The sequence below is a fragment of the Rhodanobacter denitrificans genome (genome assembly GCF_000230695.2).
In the GTDB taxonomy this organism is placed as follows: Bacteria; Pseudomonadota; Gammaproteobacteria; order Xanthomonadales; family Rhodanobacteraceae; genus Rhodanobacter; species Rhodanobacter denitrificans.
Window position 1 is genome coordinate 355,979 of the sequence record NC_020541.1, and the last position, 14,293, is coordinate 370,271.

At 70.7% G+C, this 14,293-nt stretch carries 16 protein-coding genes; 6 read left to right on the forward strand and 10 right to left on the reverse strand.

The window, feature by feature from the left end:
* Positions 1-2 precede the first annotated feature (2 nt).
* Positions 3-1,196, forward strand: coding sequence for an NAD(P)/FAD-dependent oxidoreductase (locus R2APBS1_RS01500; RefSeq protein ID WP_015446588.1), 1,194 nt, complete (start codon positions 3-5; stop codon positions 1,194-1,196).
* A 38-nt stretch (positions 1,197-1,234) separates the two neighbouring features.
* Here R2APBS1_RS01500 and R2APBS1_RS01505 read toward each other — a convergent pair whose 3' ends face one another.
* The 7 genes from R2APBS1_RS01505 to R2APBS1_RS01535 all read right to left on the reverse strand — a co-directional run bounded on the left by R2APBS1_RS01505 (position 1,235) and on the right by R2APBS1_RS01535 (position 7,180).
* Positions 1,235-2,065 (reverse strand): alpha/beta hydrolase, encoded by an 831-nt coding sequence (locus tag R2APBS1_RS01505; RefSeq protein WP_041676650.1) that lies wholly within the window; start codon positions 2,063-2,065, stop codon positions 1,235-1,237.
* A gap of 59 nt (positions 2,066-2,124) precedes the next feature.
* The gene (locus R2APBS1_RS01510) at positions 2,125-3,297 is read right to left on the reverse strand and encodes a class I SAM-dependent rRNA methyltransferase (RefSeq protein WP_015446590.1); all 1,173 of its coding nucleotides are present in this window, start codon (positions 3,295-3,297) and stop codon (positions 2,125-2,127) included.
* Between the two features lie 158 nt (positions 3,298-3,455).
* Positions 3,456-3,890: a hypothetical protein gene (locus R2APBS1_RS01515; RefSeq protein ID WP_015446591.1), complete on the reverse strand. Its 435-nt coding sequence runs from the start codon at positions 3,888-3,890 to the stop codon at positions 3,456-3,458.
* A gap of 91 nt (positions 3,891-3,981) precedes the next feature.
* Positions 3,982-5,160: a glutathionylspermidine synthase family protein gene (locus R2APBS1_RS01520; RefSeq protein WP_015446592.1), complete on the reverse strand. Its 1,179-nt coding sequence runs from the start codon at positions 5,158-5,160 to the stop codon at positions 3,982-3,984.
* A complete protein-coding gene (locus R2APBS1_RS01525; protein ID WP_015446593.1) occupies positions 5,160-5,696 on the reverse strand; it encodes a DUF1190 domain-containing protein in 537 nt (178 codons plus the stop codon). Before R2APBS1_RS01525 ends, R2APBS1_RS01520 begins: the two co-directional genes overlap by 1 nt.
* A gap of 87 nt (positions 5,697-5,783) precedes the next feature.
* On the reverse strand, positions 5,784-6,743 hold the full coding sequence (locus tag R2APBS1_RS01530; protein WP_015446594.1) for a serine/threonine protein kinase: 960 nt from the start codon (positions 6,741-6,743) through the stop codon (positions 5,784-5,786).
* Positions 6,740-7,180 carry a hotdog fold thioesterase gene (locus R2APBS1_RS01535; RefSeq protein WP_015446595.1) on the reverse strand — a complete coding sequence of 147 codons (441 nt, stop codon included), beginning with the start codon at positions 7,178-7,180 and terminating at the stop codon, positions 6,740-6,742. Before R2APBS1_RS01535 ends, R2APBS1_RS01530 begins: the two co-directional genes overlap by 4 nt.
* A gap of 54 nt (positions 7,181-7,234) precedes the next feature.
* On the opposite strand from R2APBS1_RS01535, the gene R2APBS1_RS01540 reads away from it, so the two are divergent.
* Positions 7,235-8,296 (forward strand): 2Fe-2S iron-sulfur cluster-binding protein, encoded by a 1,062-nt coding sequence (locus R2APBS1_RS01540; protein WP_015446596.1) that lies wholly within the window; start codon positions 7,235-7,237, stop codon positions 8,294-8,296.
* 31 nt (positions 8,297-8,327) lie between these two features.
* Here the strand turns inward: R2APBS1_RS01540 and R2APBS1_RS01545 are convergent, their stop codons facing one another.
* The 3 genes from R2APBS1_RS01545 to R2APBS1_RS01555 form a co-directional block, all read right to left on the reverse strand.
* Complete coding sequence (locus tag R2APBS1_RS01545) at positions 8,328-8,774, reverse strand: rhodanese-like domain-containing protein (protein WP_015446597.1); 447 nt, start codon at positions 8,772-8,774, stop codon at positions 8,328-8,330.
* A 77-nt stretch (positions 8,775-8,851) separates the two neighbouring features.
* Entirely contained in the window at positions 8,852-9,265 is a 414-nt protein-coding gene (locus tag R2APBS1_RS01550) for a hypothetical protein (RefSeq protein ID WP_015446598.1), read from the reverse strand.
* Between the two features lie 58 nt (positions 9,266-9,323).
* A complete protein-coding gene (locus tag R2APBS1_RS01555; protein WP_015446599.1) occupies positions 9,324-9,797 on the reverse strand; it encodes a YiiD C-terminal domain-containing protein in 474 nt (157 codons plus the stop codon).
* Positions 9,798-9,886: 89 nt separating this feature from the next.
* Here R2APBS1_RS01555 and R2APBS1_RS01560 point away from each other — a divergent pair, with 89 nt between their 5' ends.
* The 4 genes from R2APBS1_RS01560 to R2APBS1_RS01575 all read left to right on the forward strand — a co-directional run bounded on the left by R2APBS1_RS01560 (position 9,887) and on the right by R2APBS1_RS01575 (position 14,293).
* Positions 9,887-10,657: a uroporphyrinogen-III synthase gene (locus tag R2APBS1_RS01560; RefSeq protein WP_015446600.1), complete on the forward strand. Its 771-nt coding sequence runs from the start codon at positions 9,887-9,889 to the stop codon at positions 10,655-10,657.
* A gap of 55 nt (positions 10,658-10,712) precedes the next feature.
* Complete coding sequence (locus R2APBS1_RS01565; RefSeq protein ID WP_015446601.1) at positions 10,713-11,861, forward strand: uroporphyrinogen-III C-methyltransferase; 1,149 nt, start codon at positions 10,713-10,715, stop codon at positions 11,859-11,861.
* Entirely contained in the window at positions 11,858-13,111 is a 1,254-nt protein-coding gene (locus tag R2APBS1_RS01570) for a heme biosynthesis HemY N-terminal domain-containing protein (RefSeq protein ID WP_015446602.1), read from the forward strand. Before R2APBS1_RS01565 ends, R2APBS1_RS01570 begins: the two co-directional genes overlap by 4 nt.
* Before the next feature lie 162 nt (positions 13,112-13,273).
* Positions 13,274-14,293, forward strand: a complete 1,020-nt coding sequence (locus R2APBS1_RS01575) for an alpha/beta fold hydrolase (protein ID WP_015446603.1) — start codon at positions 13,274-13,276, stop codon at positions 14,291-14,293.

A 14,293-nucleotide genomic window follows, 5' to 3' on the forward strand; every position in this document is an offset into this window, starting at 1 on the left:
ACATGGAACACATCCACGATTACCTGATCATCGGTGGCGGCATGGCCGCCGATGCGGCCGCCAAGGCGATCCGCGAGGTCGATGCGGCGGCGAACGTCGGCCTCGTCGGCGCCGAGGCGCCGCCGCCGTACCAGCGGCCGCCGCTGTCGAAGGCGCTGTGGAAGGGCGACAAGCAAGTGGCCGACATCGACCTGGCCACCGCGCAAAGCGGCGCGACGCTGCATTCGGGCCGGCGCATCGAATCGCTGGACCGGGTGGCGCGCACGGCGCGCGACGACCGCGGCGACAGCTACCGCTACCGCCGCCTGCTGCTGGCCACGGGAGCCACGCCGCGGCGGCTGCCGTTCGAGGGCGGTGAACGGATCATCCATTTCCGCACGCTGGACGATTACCAGGCCTTGCGCCGCTACGCCCAGCCCGGCGCCTTCATCGCGGTGATCGGCGGCGGCTTCATCGGCGCCGAACTGGCAGCGTCGCTGTGCAGCCTCGGCTGCAAGGTGACCTTGCTGTTTCCCGGCGAGCACCTTGGCGCGGGGCGTTACCCCGATGGCCTGGCGCACTACCTCGACGACTATTACCGCAGCCGCGGCGTGGACGTGCGCAGCGGCGTGCGCGTGCTGGGCAGCAACCCCACCGACGGCGGCGTGGAGCTGATGCTGTCCGACGGCAGCCTGCTACGCGTGGAAGCGGTGGTGGCCGGCCTCGGCGTGACGCCCGACACCGCGCTGGCCGAGCAGGCCGGGCTCACGGTCGACGACGGCATCGTGGTCGACGCCCACCTGCGCAGCAGCGATGCGGACATCTGGGCCGCCGGCGACGTCGCCAACTTCCACAGCCCGGCACTGGGCCGGCGCCTGCGGGTGGAGCACGAGGACGCGGCGGTCAGCATGGGCCGCCATGCCGGCCGCGCGATGGCCGGCGTGGCCGGCGACTACACCACGCTGCCGTTCTTCTATTCCGACCTGTTCGACCTCGGCTACGAGGCGGTCGGCCTGCTCGACACGCGGCTCTCCGTGGTCGAGGACTGGCGCGAGCCGAACCGCGAGGGCGTGGTGTATTACCTCGACGGCGGCCGCGTGCGCGGCGTGCTGCTGTGGAACACCTGGGACCAGGTCGACGCCGCGCGCGCGCTGATCGCCGAGCCCGGCCCGTTCGATGCCGCCTCGCTGCGAGGGCGTTTGCCGCGCACCACCTGAAACATGCGGTGTGCCGCAGGCGCATCCACTTGATTGCGTCAGGTGTGTTCTGTCTGAAACATGGCTAAGGTCGTTTGTACGATCCGATCCCGTGCCAGAAGGTCTGTGGTTGAGTGCACCCCGCCTGGAACCACGACAAGTCGCAGGTTGCCGAGCACACCCGCAGCTCGCAAAGTCGAGAGCGGAGTCTCGCTATCCGCTGTCCCCTGGAATATGACGGCCGGCATATCGTGCGTGCTCGACAGTGCCTCAGCGAGCGAGTAGTCATGCGCAACGAGCTTTGATACCGGCAACCGAGCCAAGGGCGCCAGATACCACCGTGCGTTTAACCTGAGGCGTATCGCCGACGAGAACGAGGGTGCAGTGCTCTCGAGGATGAGCCCGGTGGGATGAGATTTTCCGGCGGCATAAGCGGCGACCATGGAACCCAGGGAGCGGCCATAGACCACGACTCGGTGATGCGGGCAAGTGGCTTTGGCATAAGCAATTACCCGAGTGGCGAGTTCCATAATCTCGGGCAGATGAGGTTTGCCGGGAGCGCCATTCTGCCCCGGGTAGGCGACGGCCAGAACGCCGATACCTTGGGCAGAAAACGCAGGGAAAAGATTCTGCTCGTATACGGGAATGATGCCGTGCTGGCCGGGAAAGAAAACGACGCAACCCACCCTTGCGGCTCCGTAGCGTCGGACCAACATGGCATTGCCGTCGTCACCGCTGATGCGCAGGAACTGTGGTGCATTCGGCTGCGCTGAGGAATCAAAGTGTTGCAGCACCAATGGCTCAAGTCCGAACCGCAACAAACTTGCCCCCGCACCGAAGTAGACAGGTATGCATGCTGCAACCGTGATGAGAAGCGTGCGGATCCACATGGCCTGGCGTGTATCTGATCCCTCGATGAAACTGTTGGGATATCTGCCGCGGTGCGGATTCACTCCACCCGGCAGAACACCGCCTTCAGGTAGCGCCCTTCCGGCACGTCGGTGCGGAACGGGTGGTCGGCGCCGGCGCCGCGCACTTCCAGCACCTGGATTTCGCGGCCGGCGTTGAGCGCCACCCGGCGCAGCATCTCCAGGAACTCGCCTTCGCCGACCAGGCCGGTGCACGAGCAGGTCAGCAGCAGGCCGCCGGGCGGGATGATGTCCAGCGCCATGCGGTTCATCGCGAAGTATTTCTTCAGCGCGTCCATCACCTTGCTGCGGTCGCGGGTGAGCTTGGCCGGGTCGAGGATCACCGCGTCGTAGCGCTCGCCGCGGGCCACCGCCGCGCGCACCCAGTCGAAGATGTCGGACTGCTCGAAGCTGACCTCGACGCCGTTGGCGGCGGCGTTGGCACGGGCGACTTCCAGGATGCCCGCATCCAGATCCACGCCGACCGCCTCGCGCGCACCGGCCGCCATCGCGTGCACGGCAAAGCCGCCGGCGTTGCAGCACAGGTCGAGCACGCGGCGGCCCTTGGCGAGTTCCGCGAAGCGCCTGCGGTTGTCGCGCTGGTCGGCGAAGAAGCCGGTCTTGTGGCCCAGTCCGGGCGCGGCGTGGAAGCGCAGCCCGTGCTCATGCACCTCGAACGGTGCGGGCACCTCGGGGCTGCGGCAGTCGAACGACTCCTGCTTCTGCACGTGCGATTCGGCGAACCAGTACAGCTGCGCGCCGGGGAAGTGGGTGAGCAGGGCGGCGTGGATCGCCTCGCGGAAACGCCACATGCCGGCGGCGAAGTATTCGATGACGAGGACGTCGGCGTAGCGGTCCACGATCAGGCCGGAGAGATCGTCGCCCTCGCTGTGCACCACGCGCCAGGCGTCGCTGACGGCGTCGAGCTGCAGCCAGTCGCGACGCAGCTGCACCGCGCGGGCGATCCGCGCGGCGATCCAGCCGGCGTCGATGTCGGCATCCGGATGCGTATCCAGCAGCCGCAACGCGATGCGCGCGTGGCCGTTCCAGAATGCGCGACCGACGAAGCGGCCCCTCGCGTCGTGCACCTCGACCAGGCTGCCCGGCGGCAACTTCGCCTCCGGCTTGTGCACTTGTGCCGACCACACCCACGGATGACCGGGGCTGCGATCGGATTTCAGGCGGACGATGGGCAGCGCGGCAGGTGTATTCATCCGTGCATGATAGCTGCTGCCCTGCGCCTCCCCCGCGAGGCAGGGGGCGGGAAGGGCGGCTCGGGCTGGCGGAGAAGATCAGGAGCCCTCCGCCCCGACCCTCTCCTGCGTTGCCCCAAAGGGACTTCCTTCAGTCGCAGGGGAGGGAGCAGATAGCGTCAGCGCAGGCGCAGGACCAGCCAGGAGAGCAGCGCGAGCAGGTTGATGCCCAGGCGCGACACGGACGGGCCGGCGACCGCGAGCACGAAACCCTGGCTGCCGAAGTGCCAGTCCAGGCCCAGCCGCGGCGCGGCCTGCAGCGTGGCGAACACGTTGACGAAGGCGCCACAGTGCAGGCCGTAGCTGAACACCGGCAGCGCGATCAACGGCAGCTGCAGCAGCTGTGCCCAGCGCGACATGCGCACGCCGTGTTCGCTGCCGGCGACCAGCTGGATCCCCGCGGCCAGCACGAAGCCGTACAGCGCCAGGCCGAGCAGCGCGAGCAGGCTGTCGTGCGCGCCGAACGGCAGCAGCCGGTGCAGCATCGTCGCCACGCCGTAGAAGCCGCCGGCGATTTCGAGGACGCCGATCAGGCGGAACAGGATGGTGCGCATGCGAGGCCTTGTGCGGGAAAAGACGCAAGCTTAGCCGAGCCGTGCCGGAGCGGTTTGCGCGGAGTCGCGGTTTTCCGCGCAGGCGTGCGGCTCAGGCGATCAGCACGCCGCGCGCTTCCTCAATGATCGCATGCGGCACGAAGCGGGCGCTGTCCTGGGTGATCAGCGAGCGGTCCTCGCGGATGCCGATGCCGCATGCGCGGTCGCCGACCACCCAGCTGCCGATCAGCGGATGGTGGCCGTCGAAATCGGGCAGCGGATGGCAGGCCTGGCGGATGCACGGGCCGTGGTAGGGGCCGTCGGTGGCGAGCTCGCGGTCGTCGTCCAGGTGCATCGCGATGTTGGCGCCCTCGCGCGAGTGCAACGGCTTGCGCACCCAGCCGCGCGGCAACTCACCGCCGGTGTTGAACTCGGCCGGCAGCAGGTTCGGGTGGCCTGGGTGCGCTTCCCACAACAGCGGCAGGATGCCCTTGTTGCTCAGCAGCGCCTTCCACGGCGGCTCGATCAGCTGCAACCCGGCACGCGGCAGGTAACTGCCGAACGATTCGCGGAACAGGTCTTCCAGCGGGTACAGCTTGAACAGGCAGCCGATCACCTGGTCGTCGAGGTCGGTGAAGCGACCGTCCTCGGAGAGGCCGATGTCCTCGATCGCCAGCAGGGCACCGTCGATGCCGGCCTGCAGCGCGCAGTCGCGCAGGTAGGCCACGGTGCCCTGATCCTCGGCCGAGTCGCGCACGGCGGCGAAGTGGAACGGCCGCGCGATGCGCCGCGCGATCGTGCCGAACGCCTCCACCAGCGACTCCTGGATCGAGTTGAACTGGTCGCTGCCGGCCGGCAGCTGGCCGCGTGCGAGCTGGTCCTCCAGCCACTGCCACTGGAAGAACGCGGCCTCGAACAGCGAGGTCGGCGTGTCGTAGTTCAATTCGTAGAGCTTGGCCGGGCCGCTGCCGTCGTAGGCGAAGTCCATGCGACCGTACAGGTGCGGCTGGCGCTCGCGCCAGCTCTGCGCGATCCAGTCGCGGTACGGCTCCGGGATCGCCAACTGCTGCATGTGCCGTTCGCTGCCGACGATGCGATCGACCATCTCCAGCGCCATCGCGTGCAGCTCTTCGCTGGGCGCCTCGAGGTCCTGCTCGATCTCGCGCAGGGTGAACGCGTAGTACGCCGACTCGTCCCAGTACGGCGCATCGTCGATGGTGTGGAAGCCGAAGCCGCACTCGGCGGCCTTGGCGCGCCAGTCGGGGCGCGCGGCCGTGGCGACGCGGCGCATCAGCCGCCGAAACTGCGGCTGCTGCCGGACGTGCCGAAGCCGGAACGGCTGACCGTGACCGCGCGGTTCGGTGTGGCGTTGACCGGCACCATCGCGGTACCGGCGCCGCCGCGGTAGACGCCGCCGGTGCCGGTGGCCGGGCGCTGCCAGCCGCCGTTGCTGTCGCGGAACGCCGGTGCGCTGTTGAAGCCGTTCGCGGCCACGCCGTTGCGCATCATCTGCGACAGGAAGAAGCCGGTCATCAGCGGGCCGAAGAACGAATGGCTGGCGCCGTCATTGCGTTCGGCGCACTTTTCCTTGCCGTAGCTGGCTTCGCATTCCTCGCGGTTGGCGAAGCGCGGCGCGGTGGCCACCGCGTCCTGTTGCGCCTTGGCGAATGCCTGCTGGCAGGTGTTGCTGTCGTTGGTCTGCGCCACGCAGGCCTCGACCGAGGTGTACAGGCCTTCGCGCGACGCGCTTTCGCTGCGGTCGCAGGCGGTCAGCAACAACGGGGCCGTGCTCATCAGCAGCAGGGCGGCGGTCTTGGATCGCTTCATGGAATGCTCGGTCGAGGGTATCCGGCCAAGCATGCCTGCTTGCGTGCGCGGAAGAAAGTTCTTGCGGCCGCCTGCCGCGGCGGGTCTTCATTCCAGCGCGTCGGCCAGCTCATGCAGGTCGGCGACGTGCTGTTCCCACCAGCGCGGTTCGGCGGCGAACGGGAACGCGGCGGGGAAGGCCGGGTCGTGCCAGCGCGCGGCGATCCAGCCGGCGTAGTGCAGCTGGCGCATCGCGCGCAGTGCGGGAATCAGCGCCAGCTCGGCGTGGTCGAAGTCGCGGAACTGCCGGTAGCCCTCGAGCACGGCGTCCAGCGCGCGCTCGTCGTTGGCGAGCATCCACAGATCCTGCACGGCGGGGCCGCTGCGCGCATCATCGAAATCGACGAAGTGCGGGCCGGCGTCGGTCCACAGCACGTTGCCCGGATGGCAGTCGCCGTGCAGGCGCAGCTGGCGCAGCGGGCCGAGCGCTTCCAGCCGGGCAGCAATCGCTTCGTCCAGCCGCGTCGCGGCGGCGCGGTAGTTCGTCTGCAGCGCGGTCGGCAACAGCGACGAGGCGAGCACCGCAAGCATCGGCTGCTGCACCATCGTGTCGCGGTCGAGCCTGCCGCGATGGACGAACGGCGCACGCGCGCCGATCAGGTGCAGGCGCGCGATCAGCCGGCCCAGCCACTGCAGTTGATCAATCGCTTCCAGCTCCGGCGCGCGGCCGCCGCGACGCGGCGTCAACGCGTAGCGGAAGCCGCCGTGGTGCAGCAGGGTGCGGCCATCGAAGGCGAGCGGCGCCACCACCGGCAGCTCGGCGTCGGCCAGTTCCTGGGTGAACGCGTGCTCCTCGACGATCGCCGCGTCGCTCCAGCGGCCGGGCCGGTAGAACTTCGCGATCACCGGGGTGGCCGGCTCCAATCCATCACGTTCCAGACCCACCTGCCACACCCGGTTCTCGTAGCTGTTCAGCGCCAGCAGCCGGCCGTCCGGCCACAGGCCGCAGGCGCTCACCGCGTCGAGCACCAGGTCGGGGCTGAGGCTGGCGTACGGCGCGGCGTTCAACGCACGCCCATGCCGCGCGCCGGGATCACCGCCATGGTCAGGCGTGCGATGCACACCAGCGCGCCCTGCTCGCTCTCGATGCGGATCTCCCACACCTGGGTGGTGCGGCCGAGATGCAGCGCCTTCGCGGTGCCGGTGACGCTGCCCTCGCGCACGCCGCGCACATGGTTGGCGTTGATGTCCAGGCCCACCGCCAGTTCCTTCGCCGGGTCCAGCGTGAGCATCGCTGCGGTGCTGCCCAGGGTCTCGGCCAGTGCCACCGAGGCGCCGCCGTGCAGCAGGCCGTAGGGCTGGTGGGTGCGCGCGTCCACCGGCATGCTGCCTTGCAGCCAGTCGTCGCCGACCGCGGTGATGCGGATGCCCAGCGCCTCCATCAGGGTGTTGGTGCTCCAGCCGTTGAGGCGGGCCAGGTCGGTGGGTTGTTTCCAGAGGCTCATCGTTGATTCCCGTAAAGCGGGTCCGCATTGTTGTCTGCCGCGTTCGCCGCGACAATGCACCCGGTGCCCATCGTTACCCTGAAATCCTCCGGCCGCCAGTTCCCCGTGGCCATCGGCGAGACCGTGCTGGAAGCGGCGCAGCGCGCGGGCGTGGCATTGCCGTATTCCTGTCGCGCCGGCGTCTGCGGCAGCTGCAAGGCGACCCTGCTGGAAGGGCGCTGCGAGTATCCGCGCAATCCGCCGCTGGCGCTGGATGCCGGCGCGCTGGCGCATCACGCGGTGCTGCCGTGCCAGGCGGTGCCGTGCGGCGACCTGCTGCTGGAGGCGCGCGAGGTGGCCTCGGTGGAGGACATCGCGCGGCGCCAGCTCGGCGTGGTGGTGGCCGCCAAGTGGCGGCTGGCGGCGGACGTGATCGGCCTGCGCCTGCTGCCGGATCGCGGCGAACGCCGGCTGCGGCGGCTGCCGGGGCAGTACCTGGACGTGCTGCTGGAGGACGGCCGGCGCCGGCCGTTCTCGATCGCCAACGGTCCGCAGCGGGACGGTTCGATCGAACTGCACGTGCGCCACGTCGCCGGTGGCGGCTTCACCTCGTGGGTCAGCGACGTGCTCGAGGTCGGCGACCGCCTGCGCGTGGAGGGGCCGCTGGGCACCTTCGTGCCGCGCGAGGATTCCGAGCGGCCGATGATCTTCATGGCCGGCGGCACCGGCTTCGCCCCGGTCAAGGCGATCGTCGAGCACTTCATCGCGCTGGGCACACGCCGGCCGATGCGGCTGTACTGGGGCGCGCGCAGCGCGGCCGACCTGTACCTGCGCGCACTGGCCGAGCAATGGGCGCGCGAGGTGCCGAACCTGGCGTTCCACGCGGTGGTCTCCCACCCCGCACTGGCCGAAGGCCTGCGCACGGGGCTGGTGCACGAGGCGGTGCTGGCGGACCAGCCCGACCTCGCCGGCCACGACCTCTACATGAGCGGCCCGCCGGCGATGATCGACGCCGCGCATCCTGGGTTCCTCGCCGCCGGGCTGCCGGAGGAGCGGCTGTACTACGACTCGTTCGAGTACGCGCCGGACGTGCTGGCGGCGATCATCGCCGGGCGCGCCGGCATCCACGATGACTGATGCATCGATACGGCGAAGAGCGGGTGCGTTCCTACTTGTTGCCCTTGGCCACCGGCAATTGCGCCGCGTGCCAGGCCAGCACGCCGCCACCCAGCGTGTAGACTTTGCCGAAGCCGGCCTTGACCAGGCGCTGCGACGCCTTCAGCGAATGGCCGCGGCCGTCCTTGTCCATCACCACCACCGGCAGTTCCTTCGCCTTGGCCAGGTCCTTGTGTTCGGGGTCGAACTGGCTCATCGCCACGTGGCGGGCGCCGGGCACGTGCATCTTCTCGAACTCGGCGATCGCCGACAGGTCGATCAGCAGCGGGTTCTCGCGGTTGATCAGCAGGGTCAGCCCGGCCGGGCTGAGCTCCTTGATCTTGCTGAACAGCGTGCTCACCTGGATCACGATCAGCGCCAGCAGCAGGATCACGAACAGGGCCGACAAGGCGGCATGGTTGCCGACAAATTCGGGCAGCTTGTGCAGGAAATCGTTCATCGTCAGTCCACAGGTGCCTTGGCCGCACCAGTTCGGGTAAACCGGCGATTATACGGATATGTCGCGGTGTGCGCGGCTCAGTCCTGGGTGATGTCCGGCAGGCCGCTGGTCAGCCACCAGCGCTTGGTCTTCTCGTCGTAGTGCCAGCTCTGGTGATCGACCACGCTGCGCTCGGACTGGGTGTGGACATTGACCAGGTTGATCAGCACGGTCTGCTGCACGTCGAAGTCGCCGCTCGGCACCGGGCCGGCGCCGTCGTCGTACTCGCTCACCCGCACCTGCCGGTAGCGCGCCAGCTGCAGCGGGGTCAACGGGTGGGCGGCGCGCACCGCCGGATCGATGAACTGCGCCGCGCTCTGGAAATCGCCCCAGCGCAGCGTGCTGCCGTAGGCCTTCAGCGTGGTGGTCAACGCGTCGCTGCGGGCCTTGGTGGCGCAGCCGGTCAGCAGCAGCACGGACAGCACGACGAGAATGCTCAGGATGCGGCGCATGGATGACTCCTCCCCGATGGATACCTGCCCATTCTGCCTCAAGCGGGTGCGCGCCACTTCAGCCGCGGCGCTTGGCGACGAAGCGCGCGCTCAGGGTGCAGGCCGGCGCGCCGTGCTGGTCGGGGACCACGCAATCGACGCCGATGCGCGCCTTGCCGCGAGCCTCGAGTGTGCTGAAGAACGTGGCCCAGTCGGCCTCGGCGGCCAGTCGTGCCTCGCTGCGGAAGTCCTGCCACAGCGGAACCAGGTAGCGCACGCTCGACTCGGCGACGAATACGTCGCAGTCGAGGCTGCGCCGGCGCAGCGCCAGCTCCACCAGCGCCCAGCCGCTCAGCGTCATCAGGCTGACCAGGCTGCCGCCGAACGCGCAGCCCTTGTCGTTGACGTTCGGCGCCAAGGGCGCGCGCAGACTCAGGCGGTCGTCGCTGCAATCGGCCAGCTGCAGGTCCATCGCCCGGGCCAGCGGGATTTCGTCGCGGATGAAGCGGATCAGCTGCTGCGCGTGCAGCGTGGCGTCGTTGGTGGTACTCACGCGGTCGGCGGTTGCTGGGGAAGGAAAGCCAGACAGTGTAGGGCCGCCGCTACACTGGGGCCATGACAGTGGCCGGACGCGGTGCGCAGATGCAGCGACAACCCTCCCGAGACCAGCCGAACCTGCGCGGCCGCATCGTGGTGATCACCCGCCCGGCCGGCACCGCGTCGGCGCTGGCGCGCCGGGTGCGCGCGCTCGGCGGCGCGCCGCTGCTGCTGCCAGGCCTGAGCCTGCGCAGCGTGGCGGATACCGTGGCCGCGCGCCGTGACCTGCGCGTGGCGCTGGCGGCGGAGCTGATCGTCTTCACCAGCCCGGCCGCGGTGCGCCACGCCGCCGCCCTGTTGCCGCTGCGGACCAAGGCCGCGGTGCTGGCGGTGGGCCAGGGCACCGCGCGGGCCTTGCGCCGGCACGGCATCGCCACGCCGCTGGCGCCGCAGCGGCAGGACAGCGAGGGCCTGCTCGACCATCCCGGATTGCGCGAACTGCACGGTCGCCGGGTGGCGCTGATCGGCGCGCCCGGCGGCCGCGGCGTGCTGCGCGAACAGCTCGCCGCACGCGGTGCGCAATTGCAGGAAGTGCATGTCTACCGGCGGCTGCCGCCGCGGCTGGACCGGCGTCATGTCGAGGCGTTGCTGCGGTTGCCGAGTTCGGCGCGGGTGCTGCTGTCCAGCGCCGAGGCGCTGCACCACCTGCAGCAGTCGCTGCCGGCGGCGGCGTGGACGCGGCTGTGCGCGGCGATCGCGGTGGCCAGCAGCGAGCGGCTGGCGACGGCGGCGCGCGCGGCCGGCTTCGCCCGCATCGTGCCGGCTGCGTCGGCGCTTTCCGCCGACCTGCTCGATGCGGCGGCCCGCGCGGGCTGAGCCGTTCACGCCGGCGTGCTACGAACGCGCCGGTACGGGCTGCTAGCATGCGCGCATGAGCAACGTCGACCAGCCGAACGCGTCCGCCGCGCCCGAGGGCGCCCGTCCCGATCCCGCCGCCACCGGCGCGCTGCCGGTCGATCCACCCATGCGCGCCTCCCGTGCGGCTCCGGCGCGACCCGCGCCGCGTCGCGGCGGCGGCAGCGTGGCGCTGGCGGTGCTGCTGGCGCTGCTCGCGGTGGCAGCCGCCGGCTACGTCGGCTGGCGCCAGTGGCAGCAGGCGCAGGGCGGCGCCGCCGAGCAGCGGAACGTCGCCAGCCTGCAGCAGCGCGTGGCCACGCTGGAAACCACGCTGACCGCGCTGGATGACCAGCGCGGCAGCCTGAACCAGCGGCTGGACGACGCGGCCCAGGTCAACCGTTCGCTGCGCGAGGAGCTGCTCGGCCAGGCCGAGCGCACGCGTCATCTCGAGGACGCGTTGGCCAAGCTCGCCGAGAAGAGCCTGAGCGGCCGCGACGGCATGCTGCTGGACGAGGCCGAATCGCTGCTGCGCATGGCCGGCGAACGCTACACGCTGTTCCATGACGCGCAGGGTGCCGCCGCGGCGTATACGCTGGCCGACCAGACCCTGGCCGCGGTCAACGACGGCGCGTTCAGCGGCCTGCGCCAGAGCGTCAACGCCGAGCGCGAGGCGCTGGTGAAGAGCCAGCCGGCCAGCCAGGCCGGTGCGCTGCAGCAGCTGGTGGCGCTGCGCGGGGCACTCGCCACGCTGCCGCTGAAGCCGCTCGACAGCGGCGCGACCGAGGCCACCGACGCCTGGTCGCGCATCCGCCGCGCGCTCGCCGGCGTGGTCAGCGTGCAGCGCGACGACGGCGCGCCGCTGGCGGTCGCCGATGCGCGCTTCGCGCGCGAACTGGCCGCGCTCGATCTGGCGCAGGCGCAGGCCGCGTTGCTGGCTTATGACGCCAAGGGCTATGCGGCCGCGTTGCAGCGCGTCGATGCCGCGCTGGCCAGCCAGTTCGACGGCCACGCGCCAGCGGTGCAGCAGGCACGTGAGGCCTTGCGGCAGCTCGCCAGCCAGTTGCCGGCGAACGCGCCGGTGCAACTGGGCGCCGCGCTGGGCGAACTGCGCAACCTGCGCGCGGTGCACGCGCTCAGTCCCGCCCCGGGCGGCTCCGCGCCGAGCGGCGGAGCCCGGCCATGAGGCTGTGGTACGCCATCGGCCTGCTGGTCGTCGCCGCCGCGCTGGCCGCGTTCGGCTGGCACTGGGTGGCCGAGGATCCGGGCTACGTGCTGCTGCGCCTGCGCGGCTGGCGGGTGGAAACCACGGTGGTGGCGGCGCTCGTTATCCTGCTGCTGGCATGGGCGCTGCTCACCGTGTTGTGGCGGCTGGCACGTTGGCCGTTTGGCGCGTTCTCGCGGCGGCACCGGCGGCTGAGCCAGCGGCGTCTGGGCGCCGGCCTGATCGCCCTGATGGAAGGCCGCCATGGCGACGCCGAGCGCGACCTCAACCGCGCCGCGCGGCTGGACAGCCTGCGCGGCCCGGCCCTGCTGGCCGCGGCCGAGGCCGCCGCGCGCCGCGGCGAGCATGGCCGCGCGCTGGAAGCCTTGAACCAGGCCGCGCAATCCGCACCGCAGGCGGCCCGCGTGCTGCGCGCCCGCGTGCTGCGCCGCGAGGGTCGGCCGGCCGAGGCGCTGGCGCTGCTCGCGCCTGAATCGGACAAGGGCACGCTGACCCCGGGCGGCTGGCGCGAGTTGGTGCAGGCGGCGCTGGCGAGCGGCGATGTCCGGCGCGCGCGCGAGGGCCTGGCGCCCCTGCAGAAGAGCGGCGCGCTGGGCAACCGCGCCTATGCCGCGCTGGAAGTGCAGGTGCTGGTTGCCACCCTCAACGCCGCTGCGGATGGCGCCGGCCTCAACACCTTGTGGTCGCAACTGCCGAAGACGCAGCGCCGCGTGCCCGCGGTGATCGACGCCTACGCCCGTCGCGCCGCCGCGTTCGGCCTGACCCTGCCGGCGATGGACGAAGTGGAATCCGCGCTGCGCCGCGAATGGTCGCCGCTCTTGATCGAAACCTACGGCACCCTGGCCGGCGACGACGTCGAGGCGCGCCTGCGCCGTGCCGAAGGCTGGCTCGACGCGCACCCGAACGACGCGAACCTGCTGCTCACGCTCGGCCGCATGTGCGTGCGGTTGAAGCTGTGGGGCAAGGCGCGGCAGTACCTGCAGCGCTCGCTCGCCCTGGCGCCGAGTGCCGGTGCGTGGGAAACACTCGGCGACGCCTCGGCCGGGCAAGGCGATGCCGAACAGTCGCAGCGCTGCTATCGCAACGCGTTTGCCATGATGCGCGGTGAAACCGTGCGCCCACCGTCAGGCCAGGCCAGTGGCGTGATCGACACCACTGCCATCGCGTTGGAGGAGCGCGACGAGCATGGGGTGCCGCGGATGCGTGAGTAAGCGAGATGCTTGGTTTCGCGTGATTCCCATGAGGGATGCCGACCCTTGCTCGGCTGTCGGGAGCTCGAACCGTCGCGGGTCGCAGGAAGCACTGCCGCCGTAAGGACCGCGAACTTCCATCCGCCATGCCGGTCCCATGCCCGACCTCCACCGGAGCAGCGCATGGAACACGTACGGATCGGACGCCTGGGCACGGTCTTCCTGGCCGGCCTGTTGATCGCTACTTCCGCCATGGCCGAGTCGTCCGCGCCGCCGACCACGCCAGACAACTACGCCAGGCCGGGCCAGCGTGTCGCCATCGGCCAGAAACGCCATCTCGACCTGCGCTGCAGCGGCAGCGGGCCGGTGACGGTATTGCTGGAGTCCGGCTCGCATGCCGACTCGCAGAGCTGGTTCCGCGTACAGCCGCTGCTGGCGGCGCACGCGCGCGTGTGTTCCTACGACCGCGCGGGCTACGGTTTCAGCGACGCTGGCCCGCTGCCGCGCGGTCTCGACGCCGACGTGGCCGACCTGCACGCGCTGATCCGCGCGGTAGGCCTGCAGGCGCCGCTGGTGCTGGTGGGGCATTCGCTGGGCAGCAACATCGTGCGCCGCTACGCCAGCGAGTATGCCGGCGAGGTCGCCGGCATGGTGCTGGTCGATCCGCCCGCGCAGGACCTGGGCCGTTTCATGCCGGCGCAGTGGCTGAAGGATGATGCGACGCTGAACCGGCAGCGCGATGCGTTCATCGCCAGCTGCGAGCAGGGCGCCGAGCGGGGCGCCCTGGCCAAACCGGTACCGGCGCTGGCGCCGTGCATCGGCGCGCCGGCGCCATGGGAAAGCCCCGCCGTGGCGGCGGCCAATCACGCGCACAAGCTGCAGCCGGCGTTCTGGCACACCCTGCGTTCGGAGCTGGCGCAGAACGTGTCGGTGTTCGCGCCGCCGGTGCCGGCGAGCGAATCGCACGGCGACATCCCGCTGGTGGTGCTGCAGGCCGCGGGCACCTATGCCGACGCGCCGGCGGGCATGCGCAAGTCGCTGGAGGCAGCGCGCGATGCGACCCAGCAGCGCATCGTGGCGAGTTCGACCCGCGGCGAACTGCGCAAGGTGGCCGATACCTCGCACGACATCGAGCTGGACCGGCCGCAAGCCGTGGCGGATGCGGTCACGCGGGTGCAGCAGCTCGCGGCGAAGCGCGGCTGA

Bases quoted from the DNA above. Each gene is read 5' to 3' on its own strand.
- R2APBS1_RS01500 (WP_015446588.1), top strand. From the start codon at position 3: ATGGAACACATCCACGATTACCTGATCATCGGTGGCGGCATGGCCGCC.
- R2APBS1_RS01505 (WP_041676650.1), bottom strand. From the start codon at position 2,065: ATGTGGATCCGCACGCTTCTCATCACGGTTGCAGCATGCATACCTGTC.
- R2APBS1_RS01510 (WP_015446590.1), bottom strand. From the start codon at position 3,297: ATGAATACACCTGCCGCGCTGCCCATCGTCCGCCTGAAATCCGATCGC.
- R2APBS1_RS01515 (WP_015446591.1), bottom strand. From the start codon at position 3,890: ATGCGCACCATCCTGTTCCGCCTGATCGGCGTCCTCGAAATCGCCGGC.
- R2APBS1_RS01520 (WP_015446592.1), bottom strand. From the start codon at position 5,160: ATGCGCCGCGTCGCCACGGCCGCGCGCCCCGACTGGCGCGCCAAGGCC.
- R2APBS1_RS01525 (WP_015446593.1), bottom strand. From the start codon at position 5,696: ATGAAGCGATCCAAGACCGCCGCCCTGCTGCTGATGAGCACGGCCCCG.
- R2APBS1_RS01535 (WP_015446595.1), bottom strand. From the start codon at position 7,180: ATGAGCCTCTGGAAACAACCCACCGACCTGGCCCGCCTCAACGGCTGG.
- R2APBS1_RS01540 (WP_015446596.1), top strand. From the start codon at position 7,235: ATGCACCCGGTGCCCATCGTTACCCTGAAATCCTCCGGCCGCCAGTTC.
- R2APBS1_RS01545 (WP_015446597.1), bottom strand. From the start codon at position 8,774: ATGAACGATTTCCTGCACAAGCTGCCCGAATTTGTCGGCAACCATGCC.
- R2APBS1_RS01550 (WP_015446598.1), bottom strand. From the start codon at position 9,265: ATGCGCCGCATCCTGAGCATTCTCGTCGTGCTGTCCGTGCTGCTGCTG.
- R2APBS1_RS01560 (WP_015446600.1), top strand. From the start codon at position 9,887: ATGCAGCGACAACCCTCCCGAGACCAGCCGAACCTGCGCGGCCGCATC.
- R2APBS1_RS01565 (WP_015446601.1), top strand. From the start codon at position 10,713: ATGAGCAACGTCGACCAGCCGAACGCGTCCGCCGCGCCCGAGGGCGCC.
- R2APBS1_RS01570 (WP_015446602.1), top strand. From the start codon at position 11,858: ATGAGGCTGTGGTACGCCATCGGCCTGCTGGTCGTCGCCGCCGCGCTG.
- R2APBS1_RS01575 (WP_015446603.1), top strand. From the start codon at position 13,274: ATGGAACACGTACGGATCGGACGCCTGGGCACGGTCTTCCTGGCCGGC.